The sequence below is a fragment of the Nonomuraea sp. NPDC001699 genome (assembly GCF_053596455.1).
Genome location: NZ_JBSFGF010000008.1, coordinates 400,572 through 420,487 on the forward strand (window position 1 = coordinate 400,572; position 19,916 = coordinate 420,487).

Here is a 19,916-nt window from a genome sequence, read left to right on the forward strand (position 1 = left end):
CACCGCGCTCCAGCGCCGCCTCATCGATCGACGAGCTCAGCGCCGGTCCGCCGGCCGCCGGTTGAGCTGGACGACCACGGGCAGCAGGAGCAGGCCGCAGACACCCTGCTCCAGCTTGAACCACAGCGGGAACAGACCGGGCAACGCGATGATCACCACGATCGCGACCAGCATGATCGAGGTGACGATCCGCAGCCGCAGCAGCATCTTCCGCTCACCCCTGGCCGCCCGTACCGCGAACAACCAGGTGACCAGCGAAGCGACGGCGACGAGCGTGCCGCGGACCCACACCGAGTCGGGGACCATCGCCGCGTCGTTCCGGAACACGACCATCGTCACCAGCGTCAGCACGCTGACCACGACGTACCCTCTGACCAGCCACACCATGTTGCGCATCTCGACCATCTCCGTCCTTGGTGCTCACCGACGGGATTCAGCGTCGCAACAGAGGCGCCCTGCGCGGATCGCCCGATCCGCCGATTGGGCGGTGGATTCGCGCGACCGTTCAGGTGGTGGAGCCGATCAACCGATCGGTGGAGCACGCCCTGGCTGAACGCCCCGGTCCGGGACGACCGTCCCGGACGCGAGGACGGTGAGCGCTCAGAGGAGACCGCACGCGCGGCAACCCACACCAGCGGTGCTTTCAGATGCGTGTACCCAGCGTGCGGAGACGGCGAGCAGACCGGCGGCCAGGGTCCGGCCGTGCGCGGCGGCGTGCTCGCCGTCGCCCAGCCGGATCCGCCGGTCTCCGTGGTGCAGCACCACGGCGCCGTCCGGCTGCCGGGCGACTGCGATGCCTGCGCCGGCCAACCTCACCCCGCGAGCCCCCTCACCGAGGTCGCCGCTGAGGTCGGCCAGTTCGGGCAGCACCAGCCCGGCAGCGGTCTGGGCGGCGGCCAGCCGCTCACATGGCTCCCGCACCTGTTCCTTGAGCTTGCTTTCGGCCCGGGCGGCGTGGGCCTGCTGCTCGGCGGCCACGGCGCGCTCGTGCTGGGCGTCGCGCTCCTGGCGGGCCTGGCGCAGCTCCTCTTCGGCGCGGGCCTGCAGCCGCGCGGCGGTGACGGCCTCGCCTGTCGAGGGCGCGGGCACGCTGGAGTTCCGCTCGCGTCGGCGCTGATCGGGGCGTCCGACAACCCGGCAGCCGCGCGGGCGAGCACGAACCCAGGCTCAACCCACGTCTCCTCGTCTTCGACGCCGATGTCAGACGATCGAGGAGGACGACGGACCTTCACAATCTCCTAGTAGCCCGCACGTCGATCGCGTGCCCGTCCTAGGTGGCCTTGTACCAGACCTCCCCGATCTGGGCGTCAACTCTTCCCGTGCTCAGCCGCGGGGAATCGACCTACAGTTTTGGCCTTGCACCCACAACGAGCCCTCTGCCCAGCCGGTGTGACAGGCGTAGTAGATCTGACCTGCCGCGCCGATGACGAAGTTGCTCAGGGGACCCCAGTGGCCCGTGTTGCAGCTGGTTCCCCGGACGGTGGATTCAGAGGCATCGACGGATTCGCATGTTATGACGGTGGCGGCGTGGGCTGCAGGGAGCGGTGCGGCGGCTATCGCAGCAGCAGCGACGAGAGGGGCCAGCAGGGGCAGAGCGAGTCGCATGATCGGATCCCTTCCGGAGGTGTGGGCGTGGCGGACGCCACCCCATCAAACATTAACTCTATGTAGTTATATAGCCACTATCTGTAGCGGAAGTTCGACATACTCGCCCGCGCTCTCGGCAAAATCAGAACAGCCCGGCGAACCCCATCGCCTCCTCATCAAACGCCACCACAGGAACGGGCACCCCATGAGCCGCTCTCCTGCTCGGTCTCGAAGAACATGCCGGCCTGCCGCTCCCCCAACCCCGGAACCGTCACGACGTCGTTGAAGACCACGGTCCGGACTCCCCCGAAGGTTCCGCCGTCGGCGCTGTACGCAGTGGTGAAGGCGCCCAGCCTGAGGAAGGTCTCACGTGGGAAGCAGCGAAGTCGGGCAGGTCCTCGCGGGTGCCACCGGCTTGCCTGCCAGGCTGGTCGGCGCGCTGCCGGCCGAGCAGACCGACGAACGGACCGACGAACGGACCGAAGCACGCCGCAACATGGGCTTGGACGTCCTGGCCGAAGCCCGCATCCAGCCGATCCCGACCAGCGCAGCGCAGACACTTACCGCTTGACCTGTAGAAACGGGCGGCCCCGCCCCTTCCGCCGCGGCGAGCGGAGAGGACGGGGACGGGTTCCCTCGGCGGCGAGCGGTCAGAAGGACGGATGCGTGTGCACCCGTCGTCCCTCCACGTAGGTGGCGAGGACGGTGATACCGCCCAGGTCACCGGGGGGGACGGCGAACGGGTCGGCGTCGGTGACGATGAAGTCGGCGAGCTTGCCGGGCTCGATGGTCCCCGTCCGGGTGTCGAGGTGGTTGATCCGGGCGGTGCCGATCGTGTACGCCGACAGGGCCGCCGCCACCGGGAGGCGCTGCGCGGGCAGGAACGGCCGCCCCGATCCTTCGGGGAGCATCCGGTTGACGGCGACGTGGATGCCGAGGAACGGATCCGGGCTGCTCACCGGCCAGTCGCTGCCCGCGGCGAGGGCGGCGCCCGAGCGCAGGAGGTCGCCGAAGGGGTACTGCCAGGTGGCGCGCCGGTCGCCGAGGAAGGGAATGGTCAGCTCGTCCATCTGCGGCTCGTGCGCCGCCCACAACGGCTGGATGTTGGCGGTGACCTCCAGGGCCGCGAACCGCGGCACGTCGTCGGGATGGACGACCTGGAGGTGGGCGATGTGATGCCGGTTGCCCTTGCGCCCGTTGACCTTGAGCGCCGCCTCGAACGCGTCCAGCGCCTCCCGGGCGGCTCGGTCGCCGACCGCGTGCACGTGGACCTGGACCCCGACGGCGTCCAGCCGGGTGATGTGGGCGCGCAGGTCCTCGGGTCCGATGAAGCTGATGCCGCTGTTGCCGGTCCGGCATCCGCAGCCGTCCAGGTAGGGGGAGGTCATGGCGGCGGTGTAGTTCTCCGCCACGCCGTCCTGCATGATTTTCACGCTGGTGGCTCTGAACCGTCCGGTGGTGGTACGGCGGGCGAGCAGTTCGGGGATCTGCTCCTCGCCCCGGTCCCGGTCCCACCACAGGGCGCCGACCACGCGCCCGGTGAGCATCGAGGCGTCGGCGGCGGCCTGGTAGGCGCGCTGGACCTCCGGGCTGACCATCGCGTCCTGCCATGCCGTCACTCCGGCCTGGTGCAGGCGTCGCTGGCCCGCCTGGAGGCCGCGGAGCAGGTCCTCTTCCGTGGGTTCGGGCACGCGCCTGCCCACGAGCGAGGCGGCGCCCTCGTGCAGGGTTCCTTGGGGGGTTCCGTCCGGTTCGCGTTCGATGCGGCCATCGGCCGGGTCGGGGGTGCCGTGGTCGACGCCGCACAGTCGCAGGGCCTCGGTGTTGACCCATGCGCCGTGCCCGTCCCGGTTGGTCAGGTAGACCGGCCGGTCGGGGACGACCTCGTCGAGCGCGATCCGGCTCGGTGTACCGCCGGGGAACCATTCCATGGACCATCCGCCGCCGGAGATCCAGCGCGTCTCGGGATTGGCCGCGGCGTACGCGCGGACCGCGGCGAGGGCGTCGGCGGCGTCCCGCGCCTCGTGCAGGTCACACCGGGTCATGGTGAGCCCGGCCAGGACCGGGTGCACGTGGGCGTCCTGGAATCCGGGAAGCAGGGTCCGGCCGGCCAGGTCGACGACCTCGGTCCGCGGGCCCGCAAGGTCGCGCATCTCCTCGTCGTCGCCGAGTGCCAGGATCCGCCCCTCGCGTACGGCCACCGCACGGCTCGGGGTGCCGGCCATGGGGCGTACTCGGCCGTTGACGAACAGGATGTCGGCATAAGTCACGAAACTCTCCTCAGAGCTGCGGGCGGGTGGACCACGGCAGGACGCGTTCGACGGCGGCGCCGATGTGGAAGACGGTCGCGTCGTCGTAGCTGCGGCCGACGATCTGCACCCCGGTCGGCACGCCGTAGGACGACAGGCCCGACGGGACGTTGAGCACGGGGCAGCGGCTGGCGATGTTGAACACGGGCGTCAGCGAATACTCCAGGTAGTGGTCGAGCTGGACGCCGTTGACCGTCAGCTTGGTGTCCACGTAGTCCTCGCCCGCGGGCAGCGCGGCGGCGCCGGCGGTGGGGCAGATCAGCGCGTCGTACCGGTCGAGCAGGTCACCGATCACGGCGTAGACGCGGCCTTCCAGCTCCAGCCCGGCCAGGAAGCCGTCGCGCGCCAGCGCGGCGCGAGAGTCCTCGGCGAAGGCGAGGGCGTAGGGCGTGAGCTCGTCGCGGTGCGCGTCGGCCACGCCGGCGACCATGGGCCCGAAGATGGCGCCGAAGTGGATGAAGGCCGCGCGCATGACGTCGGCGCGCCGCAACGGCACTTCCACCTGCTCCACGACGGCCCCGGCCGTGGCCAGCGCGTCGGCGACCGCGCGGGTGTTGGCCGCGACGTCCGGCTCGATCTCCCAGTTCCCCAGGTCCGGTGAGTACGCGATGCGCAGCCCTGCGACGTCGCCGAGGCGTTCGGGGACGTGTACGGCGGGGCGGATGGAGACGACGTCGGCCGGGTGCGGCCCGACGATGACGTTCTGCAGGAGCGCGCAGTCGGCGACGGTGCGGGCCATCGGGCCGTCATGGCAGTAGTGGTCCAGGTTGTACGGCGACATCGCGGGCACCCGCCCGTAAGGCGGCTTGTATCCGACCGTTCCGGTGGCCGCGGCGGGCAGGCGGATCGAGCCGCCGATGTCGGACCCCGTGGCCAGCGTCGCCGTCCCCGACGCCAGGGCCGCGCCCGCGCCGCCGGAGGAGCCGCCGGGCGAATAGTCCAGGTTCCAGGGGTTACGGGTGATGCCCCACAGCCGGGAGTGCGTGTAGGCGGCGCAGCAGAACTCCGGCGTGGTGGTGCGGGCGTGGACGATCCCGCCGGCGGCGATGACGCGCTCCACGACCGGGTGGGTGGCGTCGGCGACGTGGCCGGCGTAGGCCAGGGAGCCGTCGCTGGCCCGCCTTCCCGCGATCGGCTGCTCGTCCTTGGTGGCGACCGGGAGCCCTTCGAGCGGTCGCGGCGACCCGTGGACGTAGGCGTGCTCAGCCTTCCTGGCCTGGTCGAGCGCCTGCTCGAACATCGTCTCGCTGAGCGCGTTGACCCGGGGCTCGACGGCCTCGGCCCGCTCGATGACCGCGGTCATGAGCTCGACGGGCGACAGAGCCCGGGTCCTGAACAGCTCCAGGGCTTGCGTGGCGGGCAGGTGCGCGAGGTCACTCACATGATCTCCTGAAGGGCGCGCCGGTCGGCGGCGATCTGTACGGGGTCCCAGCCGGGCCGCGGCACGGAATGCAGCAGCAGGCGGGTGTAGGGGTGCTGGGGGGCGGCCAGGACCTGCTCGGTCGGCCCGGCCTCGACGACCTTGCCGCGGTACAGCACGACGATGTCGTCGGCCGCGTGCCGGACCAGGGCCAGGTCGTGGGTGATGAACAGGTAGGCGATGTCGAGAGTGCGGCGGATCCGCGCCAGCAGGTCGAGGATCTGCGCCTGGATGGACACGTCGAGCGCCGAGGTGGCCTCGTCCAGGATGAGCACCTTCGGTTCGGTGGCGAGCGCGCGGGCGATGGCGACCCGCTGGCGTTGCCCGCCGGACAGGCGTCTGGGCAGCGCGGCCGCCTCGCGTTCGCCGAGCCCGACGCGTTCCAGCAGCTCATCGCGCCGGGCCTGCCGGGCCTGCCGGTCCATGGCGAAATGCAGGCGCAGCGACTCCTCCACGCATTCGCTCACGCTGATGCGCGGATCGAGGGAGAGGTAGGGGTCCTGGAAGACCATCTGGATCTCCCGCGCCCGCGCGAGCCTGGCCCGGCGGCCGCGCGGGACGCGCGAGCGGTCGCGGCCCTCGACGCCGATCCGTCCCGCGTCCGGGATCTCCAGGCCGACGAGCATGCGCGCGGTCGTCGTCTTGCCCGATCCCGACTCGCCCACCACGGCGAGCGAGCCGCCCGCCCGCAGCGAGAAGGAGACGCCGTCCACGGCGGTCTTGCCGCCGAACGCCTTGCGCAGCCCCTCGACCTCCAGCACGTTCTCAGTCATGGACCGGCTCTCCCGCTCTCAGGCACGCCACCTGGGCGTGCTCCAGGGTCTCCAGCACGGGCCGCCGCTCCCGGCACCGCTCGACGGCCAGGTGGCAGCGGGCCGCGAACGCGCAGCCGTCCGGCGACTCCGCGAGCGACAGGGGCCTGCCCGGCACCCCGTGCGGGGGCTCGTCCGACTCCAACCGGGGCGTGGCCGCCAGCAGCCCGGCCGTGTACGGGTGGCGGGGCCGTGCGAAGAGCTCGCCGGTGGCCTGCTCCTCGACGATCCGGCCCGCGTACATCACGTAGATGCGATCGCAGATGGCCGCGGCCAGCTCCAGGTCGTGGGTGACGAACAACATGCCCATCCCGCGCTCGGTTCTCAGGTGCGACAGGATCGCGATGACTTCCGCCTGTGTGGTGACGTCCAGCGCGGTCGTCGGCTCGTCGGCGAGCAGCAGGTCGGGCTCGGCGGCGAGCGCCCCGGCGATCATCACCCGTTGCAGCATCCCGCCGGAGAACTCGTGCGGGTGGCGGCGCAGCGCGGCTCGCGGGTCCTCGATGCCCACCGCCTCCAGCAGCCCCTCCGCACGATCGAGGGCCTGCCGGTACGGCAGGCCGCCCGCCCGCAGCCCCTCGGTGACGAAGTCGCCGATCCGCCGGACGGGATTGATCGACGCCCGCGGATCCTGGAAGATCATCGCCACTCGGCGACGGCGCAGGTCACGCAGTCCCGCGGCGGTCTGCGACAGCACGTCCTGGCCGTCGACCAGGACGCGCCCGCTCACGGCGGTCCGCCGGGGCAGCAGGCCCAGCACGGCCCGGCAGGTGACGGACTTGCCCGACCCGGACTCGCCGACGAGCCCGACGGCCTCGCCCTGGGCGACATGCAGCGACACCGCGTCCAGGATGGGCCGTGCGGCCTGGCCGGGCGCCAGCCGTACGGTCAGGTCGTTGATCTGGAGCATCAGCGCTCCCTCCCGGAGACGCGGTCGGCGATGCCCTCGCCGACGATGCTGAAGGCCACCACCGTGACCACGACGGCGGCGCCGGGGACCAGCGCGGGCAGCATGGCGCCCTGCAGCAGCGCGGACGCGCCCTCGTTGATCATGGCGCCCCAGTCCGGGACGGGCGGCTGCGTGCCGAAGCCGAGGAAGGACAGCGCCGCGAGGTCCATGAGCGCGTAGCCGAAGTTGATCGCCGACTGCGCGAGGATCAGCGGCACGACGTTCGGGACCAGGTGTCTCAGGCAGATGACCCAGCCGGACCAGCCCTGCACCCGGTAGGCGTGGATGTAGGGACGGGACATCTCCCGCAGGGCGACGCCGCGCGCCAGCCGTCCGACGTAGGGGGTGTACGCGATGCTCATCGCCACGACGGGCGCGGTCAGACCGGGCCCGAACATGGCCACCAGGCTGATCGCCAGCAGCAGCGCGGGGAAGGCGAAGACGAAGTCCATCGCGCGCGACAGGACCGCGTCGGCGACCCCGCCGGTCCAGGCGGCGAGGACGCCGAGCAGGGTGCCCGCCACCGTCGACAGGGTCACCACCAGGAGAGGGCCGAGCAGTCCCGCCCGCGCGCCGAAGATCAGGCGGGACAGGACGTCGCGGCCGGACTGGTCGGCGCCGAGCAGGTGATCGGCGCTCGGGCCGCTCAGCGCGGCCGAGAAGTCGAGGGCGAGCGGGTCGTGCGGCGCCACGACCGGGGCGAGGATCGCCACCGCCACCAGGACGGCCAGGACGGCGACGCCGGCGACGGTCGTCCTGTCGGCCGGGAGCCGGTATCGGCGGTGGAGGGTCACGGCTGTCAAGGGGACTCCTTCGCTACGCCCTGCGCAGGCGCGGATCAATGACCGGTTGGACCAGGTCGACCAGCAGGTTGGCGCCCACGAAGACGACGACGATCAAAGTGGTGACGGCCTGCACGACCGGGAAGTCCTTGACGGTGACCGAGCTGACCAGCAGCTGCCCGATCCCGGACAGGCCGAAGGCGGTCTCCACGATCGAGGTGGCGACGAGCAGCCCGGCGATCACCGTGCCGGTGACCGTGCTGATCGGGCCGAGCGAGTTGCGCAGGACGTGGCGCCGGATCACCGCGTTCTCCTGAACGCCGCGCGAGCGCGCCACCTCGACGTGCTCGCGGGCCAGCTCCTCCAGCATGGACGCGCGGGTGACCCGGGCCAGCAGCCCGGCGAACGTCAGGGCGAGCGCGGCCGCGGGCAGGGTCAGATGCCAGAGCCGGTCGACCAGCCCCTCACCGTTGCCGAAGGCGGGGAACCAGCCGAGCTGGACGGAGAACAGCGAGATCAGGCCGATCGCCGCGACGAACGAGGGGGTCGCGGTGGCCACCCCGGTGCCGATGAGGACGACTCTGTCGAGCGGGCCCGGCCGCAGCGCGGCCAGGGCGCCGAGGATCAGCCCCGCGGCCACGATGAGCAGCCCGGCGTAACCGACCAGGAAGAGCGTCGTGGGCAGCCTGGCCAGGAGCAGGCCGGTCACGTCCTGGCGGAACTGCACCGAGCGGCCGAAGTCCCCGGTCACCGCGCCGCCGACCCATTTGAGGTACTGCGTGAGGAACGGATCGTCCAGGTGGTACTGGGCCCTGATCGCCGCGATCGCCTCCGGGGACGCCGAACGCCCTTGGGTGAGGAACGAGGCCGGGTCGCCGGGAGCCAGGTACACGGCGGAGAACACCGCGAACGAGGCCCCCAGCAGGGTCGCGACCAGCCCGGCGAGCCTGCGGGCCAGGAAGGCGCCCATCAGTCGGCCGACCCGAGCACCGCGGCCCAGGGATAGACGAGCTGGGTGATGCCGGTGGGCGCGCCGGTGAGCCGCTTGTTGAGGAACATGCTGTGCGGCACCTCGTACAGCGGGATCCACACCATGTCCCGGACGGCGATCTCCTGCAGCTCGGCGACGACGGCGGCGCGGGCCGCGGGGTCGGCCTCGGCGCTTGCCCGGTCGACGAGCTTGTCGTAGTCGGGGTTGGAGTAGCCGCCGTAGTTGGCGAAGTTGCCGGTCTGCAGGATCCCGTAGAACTCCAGCGGGTCGGGGGTCGAGTCGTACCAGATGGTCATGACCAGGTCGATGCCCTCGCGGGCCTTGGGGTCGGAGAACAGCGCGGAGTAGGCGTCGGGGGCCACCGCCTTCTGCTCGACCTGGAGTCCGATGGCCTGGCCCGCGGCCTGGACGGCGTTGGCGATGACGCCGATGTCGGGAGCCATCGTGCTCGTGGCGATCACGATCTTCCTGCCTGTGCCGCCCGCCTCCTTGACCAGCTTCTTGGCCGCTTCGAGGTCGGTGTTCAGCTCAGGGAGCTTGGCGTAGTACTGCTGGGCGGCCTCGGGGGCGATCCCCCACGCGCCGATCGCCGCCGGCGCCTTGGCCGGTGTGGCGACCCCGGCGACGCTGGCCTTGAGGATGTCCTTGCGGTCGAGCGCCATGGACAGCGCCTTGCGCAGCCTCAGGTCGCCGAGCGTGCCCTTGAGGTCGAGCGGGATGAGGCTGACGGCGGCGGTGTTGGGGCCGAAGTACAGCTTGCCGCTGGAGGCGGCGCCCAGGCGGGTGAAGCCGGTGGTGGGGACCAGGTAGCTGCCGTCCGCCTCGCCCGAGAGCAGGGCGTTGACGCGGGCCGCCGGGTCGGAGATGAAGACGTTCCGGACGGTCGCGGCCCTGGCCTTGAGCGCGGCGTCCCAGTAGCCGTCGAAGCGCTTGAGGTTGATCGCCTGGCCCTTGTCCCACCTGTCGAGCGAGTACGGCCCGGTGCAGTTCACGCCCTTGTCCGGGGTGCCGTACCCGGTGCCCTCGCGGGCCAGGAACGCGGCGCTCTCGATGGTCCCGGCCGACGTGCCCATCTGCTCGTTGAACAGCTGGTCGGGCTTCTTCATGTTGACGGTGACCTCCATGGGGCCCGTCTTCTCCACCGATTTGACGTTCTGGTAGGACGAGACCCAGTACGACCCCACCTTCGGATCCATGTGCCGGCGCATGCTGGCGACCACGTCGTCGGCGGTGAGCGGCGAGCCGTCGTGGAAGCGCACGCCCTCGCGGATCGTGTACACCCAGCGCCCGGGGTCGGGCGATTCGGCCTTGCTCGCGAGCCCCGGCTCGACCCGGAAGTCGGGCGTGATCCGCATGAGCTGCTCGCACACGTTGGCGAGCACGGTGTTGGGCGGGTAATCGAAGGCGTAGGCGTAGTCGAGCGACTGCGGCTCCGCGTAGAGCGCCCAGGTCACGGCGTCCACCGGGCCCTTGGCCGGCGGGAGGTCCGCCGTGACGGTGAAGGCGCCGGCTCCGGACGCCTTCGGAGCGGCCGTGCCGCCTCCGCAGGCAGCGGCCGCCAGTACGGTCAGCGCCGCGGCGGCGAGACGAGCGGTACGCATCGGACCACCTCTTCCTCGTGCGGGAAAGTGCCACGAGTATTGGTGAAGGAACGTTCCTGCACAAGACACTGAAGGAACGATTCAGCAACGGTCAGCGAGGTGGCGAATTGCCTGACATCCTGCAAAGATCGGACCCATGGAAGAGCCAGAGCGTAAGGTCGGCGCGCGCGTGCGCCTGGTCGACGTCGCCCGCGCGGCGGGGGTGTCCAAGACCACCGTCTCGGACGCGCTCAACGGCGCGGGCCGCCTCCCCGACGCCACCCGCGAGCACGTCCGGCAGGTGGCGCGCCGGCTCGGATACCGGCCGAACGCCACGGCGCGGCGGCTGCGCGCCGGGCGCTCACGCCTGCTCGGCCTCGCCGCCCGCGAGTTCGTCGAGCATCCGTGGTTCTACACCGAGCTCGCCTACTTCGCCCGGCTGACCGCCGCCACGACCCGCGCGGGCATGACCCACGGATACGGCGTGGTGCTGCTGCCCACCACCGGCCCCGACGACTACTGGACGGACCTGCCTCTCGACGGCGTGTTCGTGGTGGATCCGGTCGAGGGAGACCCCCTGGTCGGAGACTTTCTCGCCGCGGGAGTGGCCGTGGTCTCCGACCGCAGAGCCGTGGCGGGGACACCGTGGCCATGGGTCGACTTCGACTACGGCGCGGCCCTGCGCGGTGTGCTCGACCACCTGGCGGCGGCGGGCGCCCGGCGGATCGCCGCGGTCGGCGCCCCGACCACGGCCTGCTACCACCGGGATTCCGTCCAGGCCTACCTCGACTGGTCTGCGGAGAGGGGCCGCGTCCCGTTGCTGGCCCAGCTCGGCGGGCCCGGCTTCGAGCCGACGCTGGCCGCGGTGGAGAGGTTGCTGGGCGATCCCGAGCCGCCGGACGCGCTGGTCGTGCTCGTCGAGGTCAGCCCGTCCCTGCTCCTGGACAGGATCCGCAAGCTCGGCAGGTCGGTGCCCGGCGACCTGCTGCTGGTCTGCGCGACGGAGGACCCCACAGCGCCGTTCACGGATCCGCCCGTCAGCACGCTCAGCTTCCTGCCGGTCGAGACGGCCGACATCGCGGTCGGGATGCTCGTCGACCTCATCGAGGGCCGCGGTGTCGCGGGCGGCCGGCTGCTCCAGGCGAGGTTCGACATCCGCGCCTCCTCCGATCCCCGCTCTGCGCCGGGAGGCTGATCACTTTCGAGCCGGGCGCAGGGTCGTCCACGCCAGGGTGAGGGCGGCGCGGAAGGTGTCGGCCTGGTCGGGCGACAGGCCCGAGACCATGCGGTCCTCAAGTTCGGCGGCGGCCTCGGCGTGGGTGTCGAGGAGCGCCCGGCCCTCGTCGGTGAGGTAGAGCAGCAGTTCGCGCTTGTTGGCCGGGTTGGGCGAGCGGCGGATGAGGTGACGCCGATCGAGGGCGCCGATCAGGTCGGCCATGGCCTGCGGGGTGACGAAGGAGTCGCGGGCGAGCTGGGCGGCGGTCATCCCGTCCTTGTGCCGCAGCACGGTGAGCGCCGTGTACTGCGGCGTGGTCACGCCCGAGTCGCGCAGCATCTCGTCCAGGCGCGACTTGATCGCCAGTTCGAGCCGTTTGACGGCGTACAGCAGCGACGGGGCGGGGCGGGGCGGGGCGCTGGCCATGACGAACAGTATCCCAGCCAGTCATTGACAGGAAACCTGATGATACTTCAGCCTTCTTCATCAGGATTCCTGTCGATTGGAGAGCCTGTGATCCCTCCCTGCCCTGACCTGCCCCCGTCACTGGCCCCGTCACTGGCCCCGTCACTGGCCCCGTCACTGGCCCCGTCACTGGCCCCGTCACTGGCGCTGGAGCGCCACGGGGACGTCGCGGTGCTGTCGTTGAACCGGCCGGCCAAACGCAACGCGCTGGACGAGGCCACGATCGCCGGGCTCGGCGCCTTCTTCGCCGCCCCGCCCCCGTGGGCCATGGCCGCGGTGCTCGCCGCCGAGGGCGCACACTTCTCCGCCGGGCTCGACCTCGGCGAACTCACCGTACGAGACGCCGTCGGAGGCCTGCACCACTCGCGCGGGTGGCACGAGGCGATGGACCGGATCGGCCACGGCGTCCTGCCGGTGATCGCGGTCCTGAAGGGCGCCGTCATCGGCGGCGGCCTGGAACTGGCCGCCGCCGCGCACCTGCGCGTCGCCGAGGAGTCGGCCTTCTTCGCCTTCCCCGAGGGCAGCCGGGGGCTCTTCGTGGGCGGCGGCGCCTCGGTCCGGGTCTCCCGGCTGATCGGAGCTCAGCCGATGATCGACATGATGCTCACCGGAAGGGTCCTGACGGCCGCGGAAGGCGAGGCCCGCGGCCTGGTCGACTACCGGGTGGCCGAAGGCGACGGGATCACCAAGGCCCTGGCCCTGGCCCGGCAGGTCATCGGGAACTCGCCGATCGCGAACTACGCCGTCCTGCACGCCCTGCCGCGCATCGCCGACGCCGACGCCGAGACGGGGCTGCTCCTGGAATCCCTCATGTCGGCCGTGGCACAGAGCAGCACGGAGGCCAAGGCCCGGATACAGGACTTCCTCGACGGCAGGGCCGCCAAAGTCGGCCCTCCGGGAGCCGCCCGATGAGCACCCGCCTCCCCCCGGCAGAGCCGCTGTACGTCCCCGGCCCCGAGCAGATCGCCAGGGCGCACGCCACCGGCTTCATCGGCTGGCTCGCCCGCGAGCGCGGCGTGACCGTACCGACCTGGAACGAGCTGCGGCACTGGTCGGTCACCAGCGTCGAGGACTTCTGGGCAGCGGTGTGGGACTACTTCGAGATCAAGGCCCACGCGCCCTACGACAGCGTCCTGGCCGAACCGGGCATGCCCGGCGCCCGCTGGTTCCCGGGAGCGACCCTCAACTACGCCGAGCACTGCCTCGGTACGCCCGAGGACGCCGGCCAGGTCGCGGTCGTCGGCCATTCCCAGACCCGGCCGCGCGTCGAACTCACCTTCGCCGAGCTCGCCGAGCAGGTCCGGCGTGTCCGGGCCGGCCTGCGGCGGCTCGGGGTGCGGCGCGGCACCCGGGTGGTCGCCTACCTGCCCAACTGCCCGGAGACACTGATCGCGTTCCTGGCCACGGCGAGCCTCGGCGGCATCTGGGCGAGCTGCGCCCCGGAGTTCGCCGCCCCCGCCGTGGTGGACCGGTTCGGCCAGATCGGGCCGGCCGTCCTGCTCGCGGTGGCGGGCTGCACCTACGGGGACAAGAGGATCGACCGGCGCGAGCAGGTCCAGGCGATCCGGGACGGCATCCCTTCGCTGGAGCACGTCGTGCACGTCCCGTACGGCGGGCTCGACCTCCCCGGCGCCTTGTCCTGGACGGAGCTCGCCGCGCCCACGGACCAGGCGCTGAGGTTCGAGCCGGTGCCCTTCGACCATCCCCTGTACGTGCTGTTCTCCTCCGGTACCACCGGGAAGCCGAAGGCCATCGTGCACGGCCACGGCGGCATCCTGCTGGAGCACCTGAAGAACCACGCCTTCCACTGGGACCTGGGCGCCGGCGACCGGCTGCTGTGGTTCACCACGACGGCGTGGATGATGTGGAACACGCTGGTCTCCGCGCTGCTCGTGCGCTCCTCGATCGTGATGATCGACGGCAACCCGCTCCACCCCGACCTGCGCGCGCAGTGGCGGCTCGCGCAGGAGACCGGCGCCACCCTCATGGGCGCCAGCCCCGGCTACCTGATGGCCTGCCGCAAGGAAGGGGTGCGGCCGGGTGAGGAGTTCGACCTGTCCCGGCTGCGGCAGATCGGCGTGGCCGGCAGCCCGTTCCCCGTCGAGGGTTTCCGGTGGGTGGCCGAACAGTTCGGCCCCGCTGTCCTGCTGAACGTCGGCAGCGGCGGCACCGACGTGTGCACAGGCCTCGTCCAGGGATCGCCGTTGCAGCCCGTGTGGGAGGGGGAGATGTCCGGGCCGAGCCTCGGCGTGGACGCCAAGGCGTTCGACGAGCACGGCAACGTGGTGGTCGGCGGCGTCGGCGAGCTCGTCATCACCACGCCGATGCCCTCGATGCCGGTACGCCTGTGGGGCGACGAGGACGGCCGCCGGATGCGCGAGACCTACTTCAGCCGTTATCCCGGCGTCTTCCGCTTCGGCGACTGGTGCCAGTTCTCCTCCCACGGCTCCTGCGTCATCACCGGCCGATCGGATGCCACGCTCAACCGCGGCGGCGTCCGGCTGGGCACCGCCGAGTTCTACCGGGCCTTGCAGGACGTCGAAGAGGTCACCGACAGCCTCGTCGTCCACCTGGAGAGCAAGGAGGGCGACGTGGGAGAGCTGATCCTGTTCGTCACCCTCGCCGACGGGCTCGTCCTGGACGAGCCGTTACGCGCCCGCCTGATCGCGCGTATCCGCGCCACACTGTCCCCGCGGCACGTGCCCGACGCCGTCCTGGCCGTCCCCGCGATGCCCTACGGACGAACCGGCAAGAAGCTCGAAGTCCCCGTCAAGAAGATCCTGCTGGGCGCCGCCCCTGACGAGGTCGCCTCGGCCGGCTCCCTCCTGGACCCGGCGGCGCTCGACGCGTTCACCGCCATCGCCCGCGACCGCGCGAGGCAGGCGTGAAGAGCCCGGCGGACCAGCCGGTCGCCGTCATCGGCACGGGCGTCATCGGCGCCGGATGGGCAGCTCTGTTCCTCGCCCGCGGCCTCGACGTCACCGCCTTCGACCCCGTCCCGGACGCCGAGGAACGGTTGAGGGCCGCGCTCGACCTGGCCTGGCCCGCGCTCACCCGGCTCGGCCTCGCCGACGGCGCCTCCCGCGACCGGCTCACTTTCACCGCGACCGCGGGTGACGCCGTCGCCGGAGCGCGGTTCGTCCAGGAGAGCGGGCCGGAGCGCGTCGACCTCAAGCGCACACTGCTGGCCACGCTGGACGAGGCGACTCCGCCGAGCGCCCCGATCGCCAGCAGTTCGTCGGGCCTGATGCCCAGCCACCTACAGGAGATGTGTCCGGCTCATCCCGAAAGGGTGCTCGTCGGACACCCGTTCAACCCCGCCCACCTGATCCCGCTGGTGGAAGTCGTGGCCGGCGAGCGCACCGGCCACGACATCACCCGGCAGACGATGGACTTCTACCGCTCCGCCGGCAAGCGGCCGGTGCTCGTGCGGCGTGAGGTTCCCGGGCACCTCGCCAACCGGCTCCAGGCCGCCCTGTGGCGGGAGGCGTACTCGCTGGTGGAGCGGGGAGTCGCGAGCGTCGCCGACATCGACGCCGCCATCGCGCACGGCCCCGGCCTGCGGTGGGCCCTGCTCGGCCCGCTGGTCAACCAGCACCTCTCGGGCGGACCCGGCGGGATGGCGCACACCCTGCGCCACCTCGGCCCGCCGGCCCAGGCCTGGATGGACGACCTCGGCACGCCGCGGCTCACCCCCGAACTCGCCGGCCTGCTCGTCGACGGCGTGCGCGACGAGCTCGACGGCATCGACCAGGAAGCCATGACGGCCGACCGCGACGCGCTGCTCGTCGGCCTGCTGCAGGCCAAGCGCCGGCACCACGCCCTTCCCTGACACACCGAGAAGGAACGATGATCTACACCCCGCGCATCGACCCGGACGCCATCGTGGCCCTGGACGTCCACGCCCACATCGAGGCCGACCACCACGGCCGCCTCTCCCTCGACGCCGAGCTGATGGCGGCCTCGGCGAAGTACTTCAAAGCCGGTCAGGACCGCACCCCGACGATCGACCGCGTCGCCGCCTACTACCGGCAGCGGAACATGGCCGCGGTGGTCTTCACCGTCGACGCCTCCACCGAACTCGGCCACCCGGCCCTGTCCAGCGAGGAGATCGCCCGTCAGGCGGCCGAGCACGCCGACGTCCTCATCCCCTTCGGCTCCGTGGATCCGCGCCGCGGCCCGGCCGCCGTCGTCCAGGCGCGGCGGCTCGTGCAGGAGTTCGGCGTGCTCGGCTTCAAGTTCCACCCGAGCCTGCAGGGCTTCACCTCCAACGACCCCGCTCACTATCCGCTTTGGCGGGCGCTGGAGGACCTGGGCAGCGTCGCGCTGTTCCATACCGGGCAGACCGGCATCGGCGCCGGCCTGCCCGGCGGGCGCGGCATCAAGCTGCGCCACTCCGACCCGATGCTGCTCGACGACGTCGCCGCCGATTTCCCCGGGCTCACCATGATCCTGGCGCACCCGTCCGTTCCCTGGGTCGACGCCTCCCTGTCCATCGCCGGCCACAAGTCCAACGTCTACCTCGACCTGTCCGGCTGGTCACCGAAGTACTTCCCGCCGCAGCTCGTCCGCCAGGCCGCCGGGCCCCTGCGGCACAAGGTCCTGTTCGGCTCCGACTACCCCGTCCTCACCCCCGACCGCTGGATGGCCGACTTCGCCGCCCTGGACGTCAAGGACGAGGCCAAGCCCCTCATCTACAAGGAGAACGCCCTACGCGTTCTCGGCCTGCGCAGGGCGAGTCGATGAACGCGGCCCGGGTACGGTCAGCCGACTGCGTAGGCGCGGGTCACCGTCTGGGTGACGCCGTCACCGGCGGTGTCCTTGACCGTCGCGCGCAGGGAGACGAACCCCGACGAGCCTGGGTTGGCGACGGTCGCCGTCCAGCCGGAGGCGGCTGCCCGGGTCCTGACGGGCTGCCATGTGGCGCCGCCGTCGGTGGAGAACTCCAGCTTGACCGTGCGCACCGCGGCGCCGGCCTGCGATGTCTGCTGGTGAGCGGGTGCCGAGGCCGGGCGCCGTACCAGGAGGAGGGTGATCGCGCCTGCGGCGAGGCCGATCGCGCCGGCGGTCAGGAAGGTGGCGTTCAGGCCGGAGGCGTACGCGGCGGCCTCGGAGACGGTGTGGTCCAGGGCGTCTGGCAGCTTCGAGCGGAAGACGGTGCCGAGGACGGCGACGCTGACCGCGAACCCGAGCTGGCGGAAGGTGCTGACCGCCCCGGCCGCCATGCCGGCGCGTTCCGGCGGCACCGAGGCCATCGTCGCGGCCGTCACGTTCGGCACGGCCACCCCGACCCCGACCCCGACGACGACGGCTCCGGGGACGAGGGCGGCCCAGCCCGAGTCCCCGGTCAGCACCGCCTGGCCTGCCACGCCGGCGCCGACGAGCAGCATCCCGAGGCCGATCGTCCAGCGCGGCGAGACGGCGTGCAGGAAGCGGCCGGACAGCAGAGAGACCACCAACGACACCGCGGGGATCGGCAGGATCACCAGCCCGGCCTGGAGCGCGCCGAGCCCCTGAACGGACTGCAGCCACATTGAGGTGTACATCAGGTACGCGAACGCCGCCCCCGACATCGCCAGGGAGGCGATCATGATTCCGGTGAAGGACGGGCTGCGGAACAGGCGAAGGTCCAGGATGGGGGACGGGCTACGGGCCTCGACCGCGACGAAGGCGGCCAGCGCGATCGCCGCGGCGGCGAACGTCCCGACAATGACGGGCGATCCCCAGCCGTCCTCGCCGGCCCGGGTCAGCGCGTAGACCGACGCGCCCGCCGCGGTGGCGAACAGCGCGATGCCCGGCAGGTCGATCCGCCGCGCGTCCGGGTTGCGGGACTCGTCCACCACGCGCAGGGTCAGCGCCACGGCGGCCACGCTGACGGGCAGGTTGACCAGGAACGTCGACCTCCAGCCGAGTTGCTGGGTCAGCAGCCCGCCCAGGATCGGCCCGATCCCGGACGCGGCGCCGTTGACCGCGCCCCAAACGCCGAACGCCACGCCCCGGTCGCGTCCCTCGTAGGAGGCAGCCACGAGCGCCACCGTCGTGGCGAACATCATCGCGGCGCCCGTGCCCTGGATGGCCCGTGCAGCGATGAGGGAGCCCACGTTCGGGGCCAGTCCGCTCGCCAGCGACGCCACGGCGAAGGTGACCAGGCCCACCACGTACACACGGCGGCGACCGAGCAGGTCGGCCAGCCCACCCGCGCCCAGCAGCAGAGCCGCGAGCGCCAGCGCATAGATGTCCATCACCCATTGGAGAGACGAGAACGACGCCTTCAGCGACGCCGCCATGTCCGGCATCGCCACCGTCACGATGTTGACGTCCACCAGCAGCATGAACGTTCCCAGGCTGACGGCGGTCAACGGCCCCCACTTGCCCATGATGATCCTTCCGATCGTTATGCGAAGACGCCTCAACGATCAGCGCAAATATGCAGGAAAGCCACTTGGAAGCCGTCACTTTCCTGCATTTCGACATCAAATAGGATCACATGGTGAAATCCGACGTCGCGGACGAACTTGATCGCCGCCTGATCCAGGCACTCCAAATGGACGGCCGCGCCCCGTTCAGTCGCATCGCTGAGGTCCTCGGCGTCTCCGACCAGACGATCGCCCGCCGGTACCGTCGGCTGCGCTCACGCGACATCCTGCGCGTCGTGGGCGTCCCGCCTGTCAGCTACGTCGCGGAGGGTCGGTGGATCCTGCGCCTGCGGTGCGTCCCAGGCGCCGCCCGGAGCGTCGCCGCCGCGCTGGCGCGCCGTCCCGACACCACCTGGGTGCAGCTCGTCTCGGGCGGCACGGAGATCCTCTGCGTCGTCCGCGCCCGGAGCGAGGTCGACAGCGAGCAGCTCCTGCTGGACCGGTTTCCGCGCGGCGCCCGGGTCGTCTCGATCGCCGCGCATGCGGTCCTGCACACCTACTACGGCTCACCGCACATGATCCGCGGCCTCGACGCGCTGTCCCCGGACGAGGTCGAACGGCTGCGCCCCGCGCCTGCGCCGGACACCGGCGAGATCGACTCCCTCGACCCCGGCGACCAGCGTCTGATGGACGTCCTGGCGCGCGACGGGAGAGCGGGCCTGGCCGAGCTCGCGGCCGCCACCCGCTGGTCGCAGTCCACCGTCGCCCGGCGTCTGGAGCACCTGCGCGCGACCGGCGTCCTGCACTACTACGCCGAGTTCGACATCGCCTACGTCGGCCTGCGCAGCGTCGCCCGGCTGTGGATCACCGTGCCGCCGGCCGAGCTGGTGGCCACCGGGCAGGCCCTGGCCGAGCACCGCGAGGTGGTGTTCGCCGCCGCGACCACCGGCCCGACCAACCTGGCGGTCCAAGTCGCCTGTCGCAGCTCCCGCGATCTCTACCGCTACCTCACCGAACGCGTCGCCGCCCTGCCCGCGATCACCCATGTCGAGACCGCTCCGATCGTCCAGAACGTCAAGCGCGTCGGCACTCACCTCGACATCGGCCTTGGGATCGGCACGGTCGTCGGCGCCGACAACGATCATGGTCGTTCAGGCCCTTCATTCGGGAAGCCGCGATGAGACCTGAGCAGCCCCGCGTAGTAGTGATGCCGTTCGGTGCGGAATGTGGCGTGGTATTCCACGGTCAGGTGCCGGTGTAAATCACTCGTTTGCCTCGTGCGTGTCCGATCCCGGTCAGCTTGTGGCCTGGCCGAGGTCCTCCAGCGGGTAGATCTCCAACGGCCGCTGTCCGGCCGGCGTCGCAGCGCAGTCCGGGGGTACGCCGCCTCCCGCCGCCGGCCGGACCTACGTCCGCCGGGTCGACGACCTCACGGGCCCCGCGCAGGTG

The 19,916-nt window shown here is 71.6% G+C and carries 18 protein-coding genes; 7 read left to right on the forward strand and 11 right to left on the reverse strand.

All coding sequences use genetic code 11. The features are described from left to right. Window positions 1–36 precede the first annotated feature (36 nt). Together ACWCSU_RS26220 and ACWCSU_RS26225 are read right to left on the reverse strand one after the other, a co-directional pair. Complete coding sequence (locus ACWCSU_RS26220; protein ID WP_449938279.1) at window positions 37–405, reverse strand: hypothetical protein; 369 nt, start codon at window positions 403–405, stop codon at window positions 37–39. Window positions 406–600: 195 nt separating this feature from the next. Then, window positions 601–1,089, reverse strand: a complete 489-nt coding sequence (locus ACWCSU_RS26225; RefSeq protein ID WP_449938282.1) for a hypothetical protein — start codon at window positions 1,087–1,089, stop codon at window positions 601–603. A gap of 868 nt (window positions 1,090–1,957) precedes the next feature. Here ACWCSU_RS26225 and ACWCSU_RS26230 point away from each other — a divergent pair. Beyond that, entirely contained in the window at window positions 1,958–2,158 is a 201-nt protein-coding gene (locus tag ACWCSU_RS26230) for a hypothetical protein (RefSeq protein ID WP_449938402.1), read from the forward strand. A gap of 79 nt (window positions 2,159–2,237) precedes the next feature. On the opposite strand, the gene ACWCSU_RS26235 is transcribed toward ACWCSU_RS26230, so the two are convergent. The 7 genes from ACWCSU_RS26235 to ACWCSU_RS26265 are packed head-to-tail and all read right to left on the reverse strand — an operon-like array spanning window position 2,238 to window position 10,451. Next, window positions 2,238–3,857 carry an amidohydrolase gene (locus ACWCSU_RS26235; protein WP_449938284.1) on the reverse strand — a complete coding sequence of 540 codons (1,620 nt, stop codon included), beginning with the start codon at window positions 3,855–3,857 and terminating at the stop codon, window positions 2,238–2,240. A 10-nt stretch (window positions 3,858–3,867) separates the two neighbouring features. Further along, window positions 3,868–5,277: an amidase gene (locus ACWCSU_RS26240; protein ID WP_364100431.1), complete on the reverse strand. Its 1,410-nt coding sequence runs from the start codon at window positions 5,275–5,277 to the stop codon at window positions 3,868–3,870. Then, the gene (locus tag ACWCSU_RS26245) at window positions 5,274–6,089 is read right to left on the reverse strand and encodes an ABC transporter ATP-binding protein (RefSeq protein ID WP_357703775.1); all 816 of its coding nucleotides are present in this window, start codon (window positions 6,087–6,089) and stop codon (window positions 5,274–5,276) included. Before ACWCSU_RS26245 ends, ACWCSU_RS26240 begins: the two co-directional genes overlap by 4 nt. Further along, window positions 6,082–7,038, reverse strand: a complete 957-nt coding sequence (locus ACWCSU_RS26250) for an ABC transporter ATP-binding protein (protein WP_449938288.1) — start codon at window positions 7,036–7,038, stop codon at window positions 6,082–6,084. The genes ACWCSU_RS26245 and ACWCSU_RS26250 overlap by 8 nt, the downstream gene beginning before the upstream one ends. Beyond that, on the reverse strand, window positions 7,038–7,871 hold the full coding sequence (locus ACWCSU_RS26255) for an ABC transporter permease (RefSeq protein WP_449938393.1): 834 nt from the start codon (window positions 7,869–7,871) through the stop codon (window positions 7,038–7,040). The genes ACWCSU_RS26250 and ACWCSU_RS26255 overlap by 1 nt, the downstream gene beginning before the upstream one ends. 22 nt (window positions 7,872–7,893) lie before the next feature. After that, window positions 7,894–8,829, reverse strand: a complete 936-nt coding sequence (locus ACWCSU_RS26260; RefSeq protein ID WP_449938290.1) for an ABC transporter permease — start codon at window positions 8,827–8,829, stop codon at window positions 7,894–7,896. Further along, window positions 8,829–10,451: an ABC transporter substrate-binding protein gene (locus ACWCSU_RS26265; RefSeq protein ID WP_449938293.1), complete on the reverse strand. Its 1,623-nt coding sequence runs from the start codon at window positions 10,449–10,451 to the stop codon at window positions 8,829–8,831. Before ACWCSU_RS26265 ends, ACWCSU_RS26260 begins: the two co-directional genes overlap by 1 nt. A gap of 136 nt (window positions 10,452–10,587) precedes the next feature. Here ACWCSU_RS26265 and ACWCSU_RS26270 point away from each other — a divergent pair, with 136 nt between their 5' ends. Next, window positions 10,588–11,625 carry a LacI family DNA-binding transcriptional regulator gene (locus tag ACWCSU_RS26270; protein WP_364100420.1) on the forward strand — a complete coding sequence of 346 codons (1,038 nt, stop codon included), beginning with the start codon at window positions 10,588–10,590 and terminating at the stop codon, window positions 11,623–11,625. Here the strand turns inward: ACWCSU_RS26270 and ACWCSU_RS26275 are convergent, their stop codons facing one another. Next, the gene (locus tag ACWCSU_RS26275; protein ID WP_449938296.1) at window positions 11,626–12,072 is read right to left on the reverse strand and encodes a MarR family winged helix-turn-helix transcriptional regulator; all 447 of its coding nucleotides are present in this window, start codon (window positions 12,070–12,072) and stop codon (window positions 11,626–11,628) included. It abuts the gene before it with no gap. Window positions 12,073–12,159: 87 nt separating this feature from the next. Between ACWCSU_RS26275 and ACWCSU_RS26280 the strand changes: the two genes are divergently transcribed. The 4 genes from ACWCSU_RS26280 to ACWCSU_RS26295 are packed head-to-tail and all read left to right on the forward strand — an operon-like array spanning window position 12,160 to window position 16,857. Continuing rightward, window positions 12,160–13,023 carry a crotonase/enoyl-CoA hydratase family protein gene (locus ACWCSU_RS26280; protein WP_449938298.1) on the forward strand — a complete coding sequence of 288 codons (864 nt, stop codon included), beginning with the start codon at window positions 12,160–12,162 and terminating at the stop codon, window positions 13,021–13,023. Next, a complete protein-coding gene (locus ACWCSU_RS26285) occupies window positions 13,020–14,999 on the forward strand; it encodes an acetoacetate--CoA ligase (RefSeq protein ID WP_449938300.1) in 1,980 nt (659 codons plus the stop codon). Before ACWCSU_RS26280 ends, ACWCSU_RS26285 begins: the two co-directional genes overlap by 4 nt. Continuing rightward, the gene (locus ACWCSU_RS26290; RefSeq protein ID WP_449938306.1) at window positions 14,996–15,943 is read left to right on the forward strand and encodes a 3-hydroxyacyl-CoA dehydrogenase NAD-binding domain-containing protein; all 948 of its coding nucleotides are present in this window, start codon (window positions 14,996–14,998) and stop codon (window positions 15,941–15,943) included. The genes ACWCSU_RS26285 and ACWCSU_RS26290 overlap by 4 nt, the downstream gene beginning before the upstream one ends. A 17-nt stretch (window positions 15,944–15,960) precedes the next feature. Continuing rightward, window positions 15,961–16,857 carry an amidohydrolase family protein gene (locus ACWCSU_RS26295; protein ID WP_449938310.1) on the forward strand — a complete coding sequence of 299 codons (897 nt, stop codon included), beginning with the start codon at window positions 15,961–15,963 and terminating at the stop codon, window positions 16,855–16,857. A 17-nt stretch (window positions 16,858–16,874) separates the two neighbouring features. Here ACWCSU_RS26295 and ACWCSU_RS26300 read toward each other — a convergent pair whose 3' ends face one another. Beyond that, window positions 16,875–18,488, reverse strand: coding sequence for an MFS transporter (locus ACWCSU_RS26300; RefSeq protein WP_449938312.1), 1,614 nt, complete (start codon window positions 18,486–18,488; stop codon window positions 16,875–16,877). Window positions 18,489–18,598: 110 nt separating this feature from the next. On the opposite strand from ACWCSU_RS26300, the gene ACWCSU_RS26305 reads away from it, so the two are divergent. Further along, complete coding sequence (locus ACWCSU_RS26305; protein ID WP_449938315.1) at window positions 18,599–19,648, forward strand: Lrp/AsnC family transcriptional regulator; 1,050 nt, start codon at window positions 18,599–18,601, stop codon at window positions 19,646–19,648. Window positions 19,649–19,916 lie beyond the last annotated feature (268 nt).

Excerpts from the sequence above, each read along its gene's own strand:
- ACWCSU_RS26275 (WP_449938296.1), bottom strand. The coding sequence starts at position 12,072 with ATGGCCAGCGCCCCGCCCCGCCCCGCCCCGTCGCTGCTGTACGCCGTC.
- ACWCSU_RS26285 (WP_449938300.1), top strand. The coding sequence starts at position 13,020 with ATGAGCACCCGCCTCCCCCCGGCAGAGCCGCTGTACGTCCCCGGCCCC.
- ACWCSU_RS26250 (WP_449938288.1), bottom strand. The coding sequence starts at position 7,038 with ATGCTCCAGATCAACGACCTGACCGTACGGCTGGCGCCCGGCCAGGCC.
- ACWCSU_RS26305 (WP_449938315.1), top strand. The coding sequence starts at position 18,599 with ATGGTGAAATCCGACGTCGCGGACGAACTTGATCGCCGCCTGATCCAG.
- ACWCSU_RS26295 (WP_449938310.1), top strand. The coding sequence starts at position 15,961 with ATGATCTACACCCCGCGCATCGACCCGGACGCCATCGTGGCCCTGGAC.
- ACWCSU_RS26300 (WP_449938312.1), bottom strand. The coding sequence starts at position 18,488 with ATGGGCAAGTGGGGGCCGTTGACCGCCGTCAGCCTGGGAACGTTCATG.
- ACWCSU_RS26220 (WP_449938279.1), bottom strand. The coding sequence starts at position 405 with ATGGTCGAGATGCGCAACATGGTGTGGCTGGTCAGAGGGTACGTCGTG.
- ACWCSU_RS26270 (WP_364100420.1), top strand. The coding sequence starts at position 10,588 with ATGGAAGAGCCAGAGCGTAAGGTCGGCGCGCGCGTGCGCCTGGTCGAC.
- ACWCSU_RS26260 (WP_449938290.1), bottom strand. The coding sequence starts at position 8,829 with ATGGGCGCCTTCCTGGCCCGCAGGCTCGCCGGGCTGGTCGCGACCCTG.
- ACWCSU_RS26245 (WP_357703775.1), bottom strand. The coding sequence starts at position 6,089 with ATGACTGAGAACGTGCTGGAGGTCGAGGGGCTGCGCAAGGCGTTCGGC.
- ACWCSU_RS26265 (WP_449938293.1), bottom strand. The coding sequence starts at position 10,451 with ATGCGTACCGCTCGTCTCGCCGCCGCGGCGCTGACCGTACTGGCGGCC.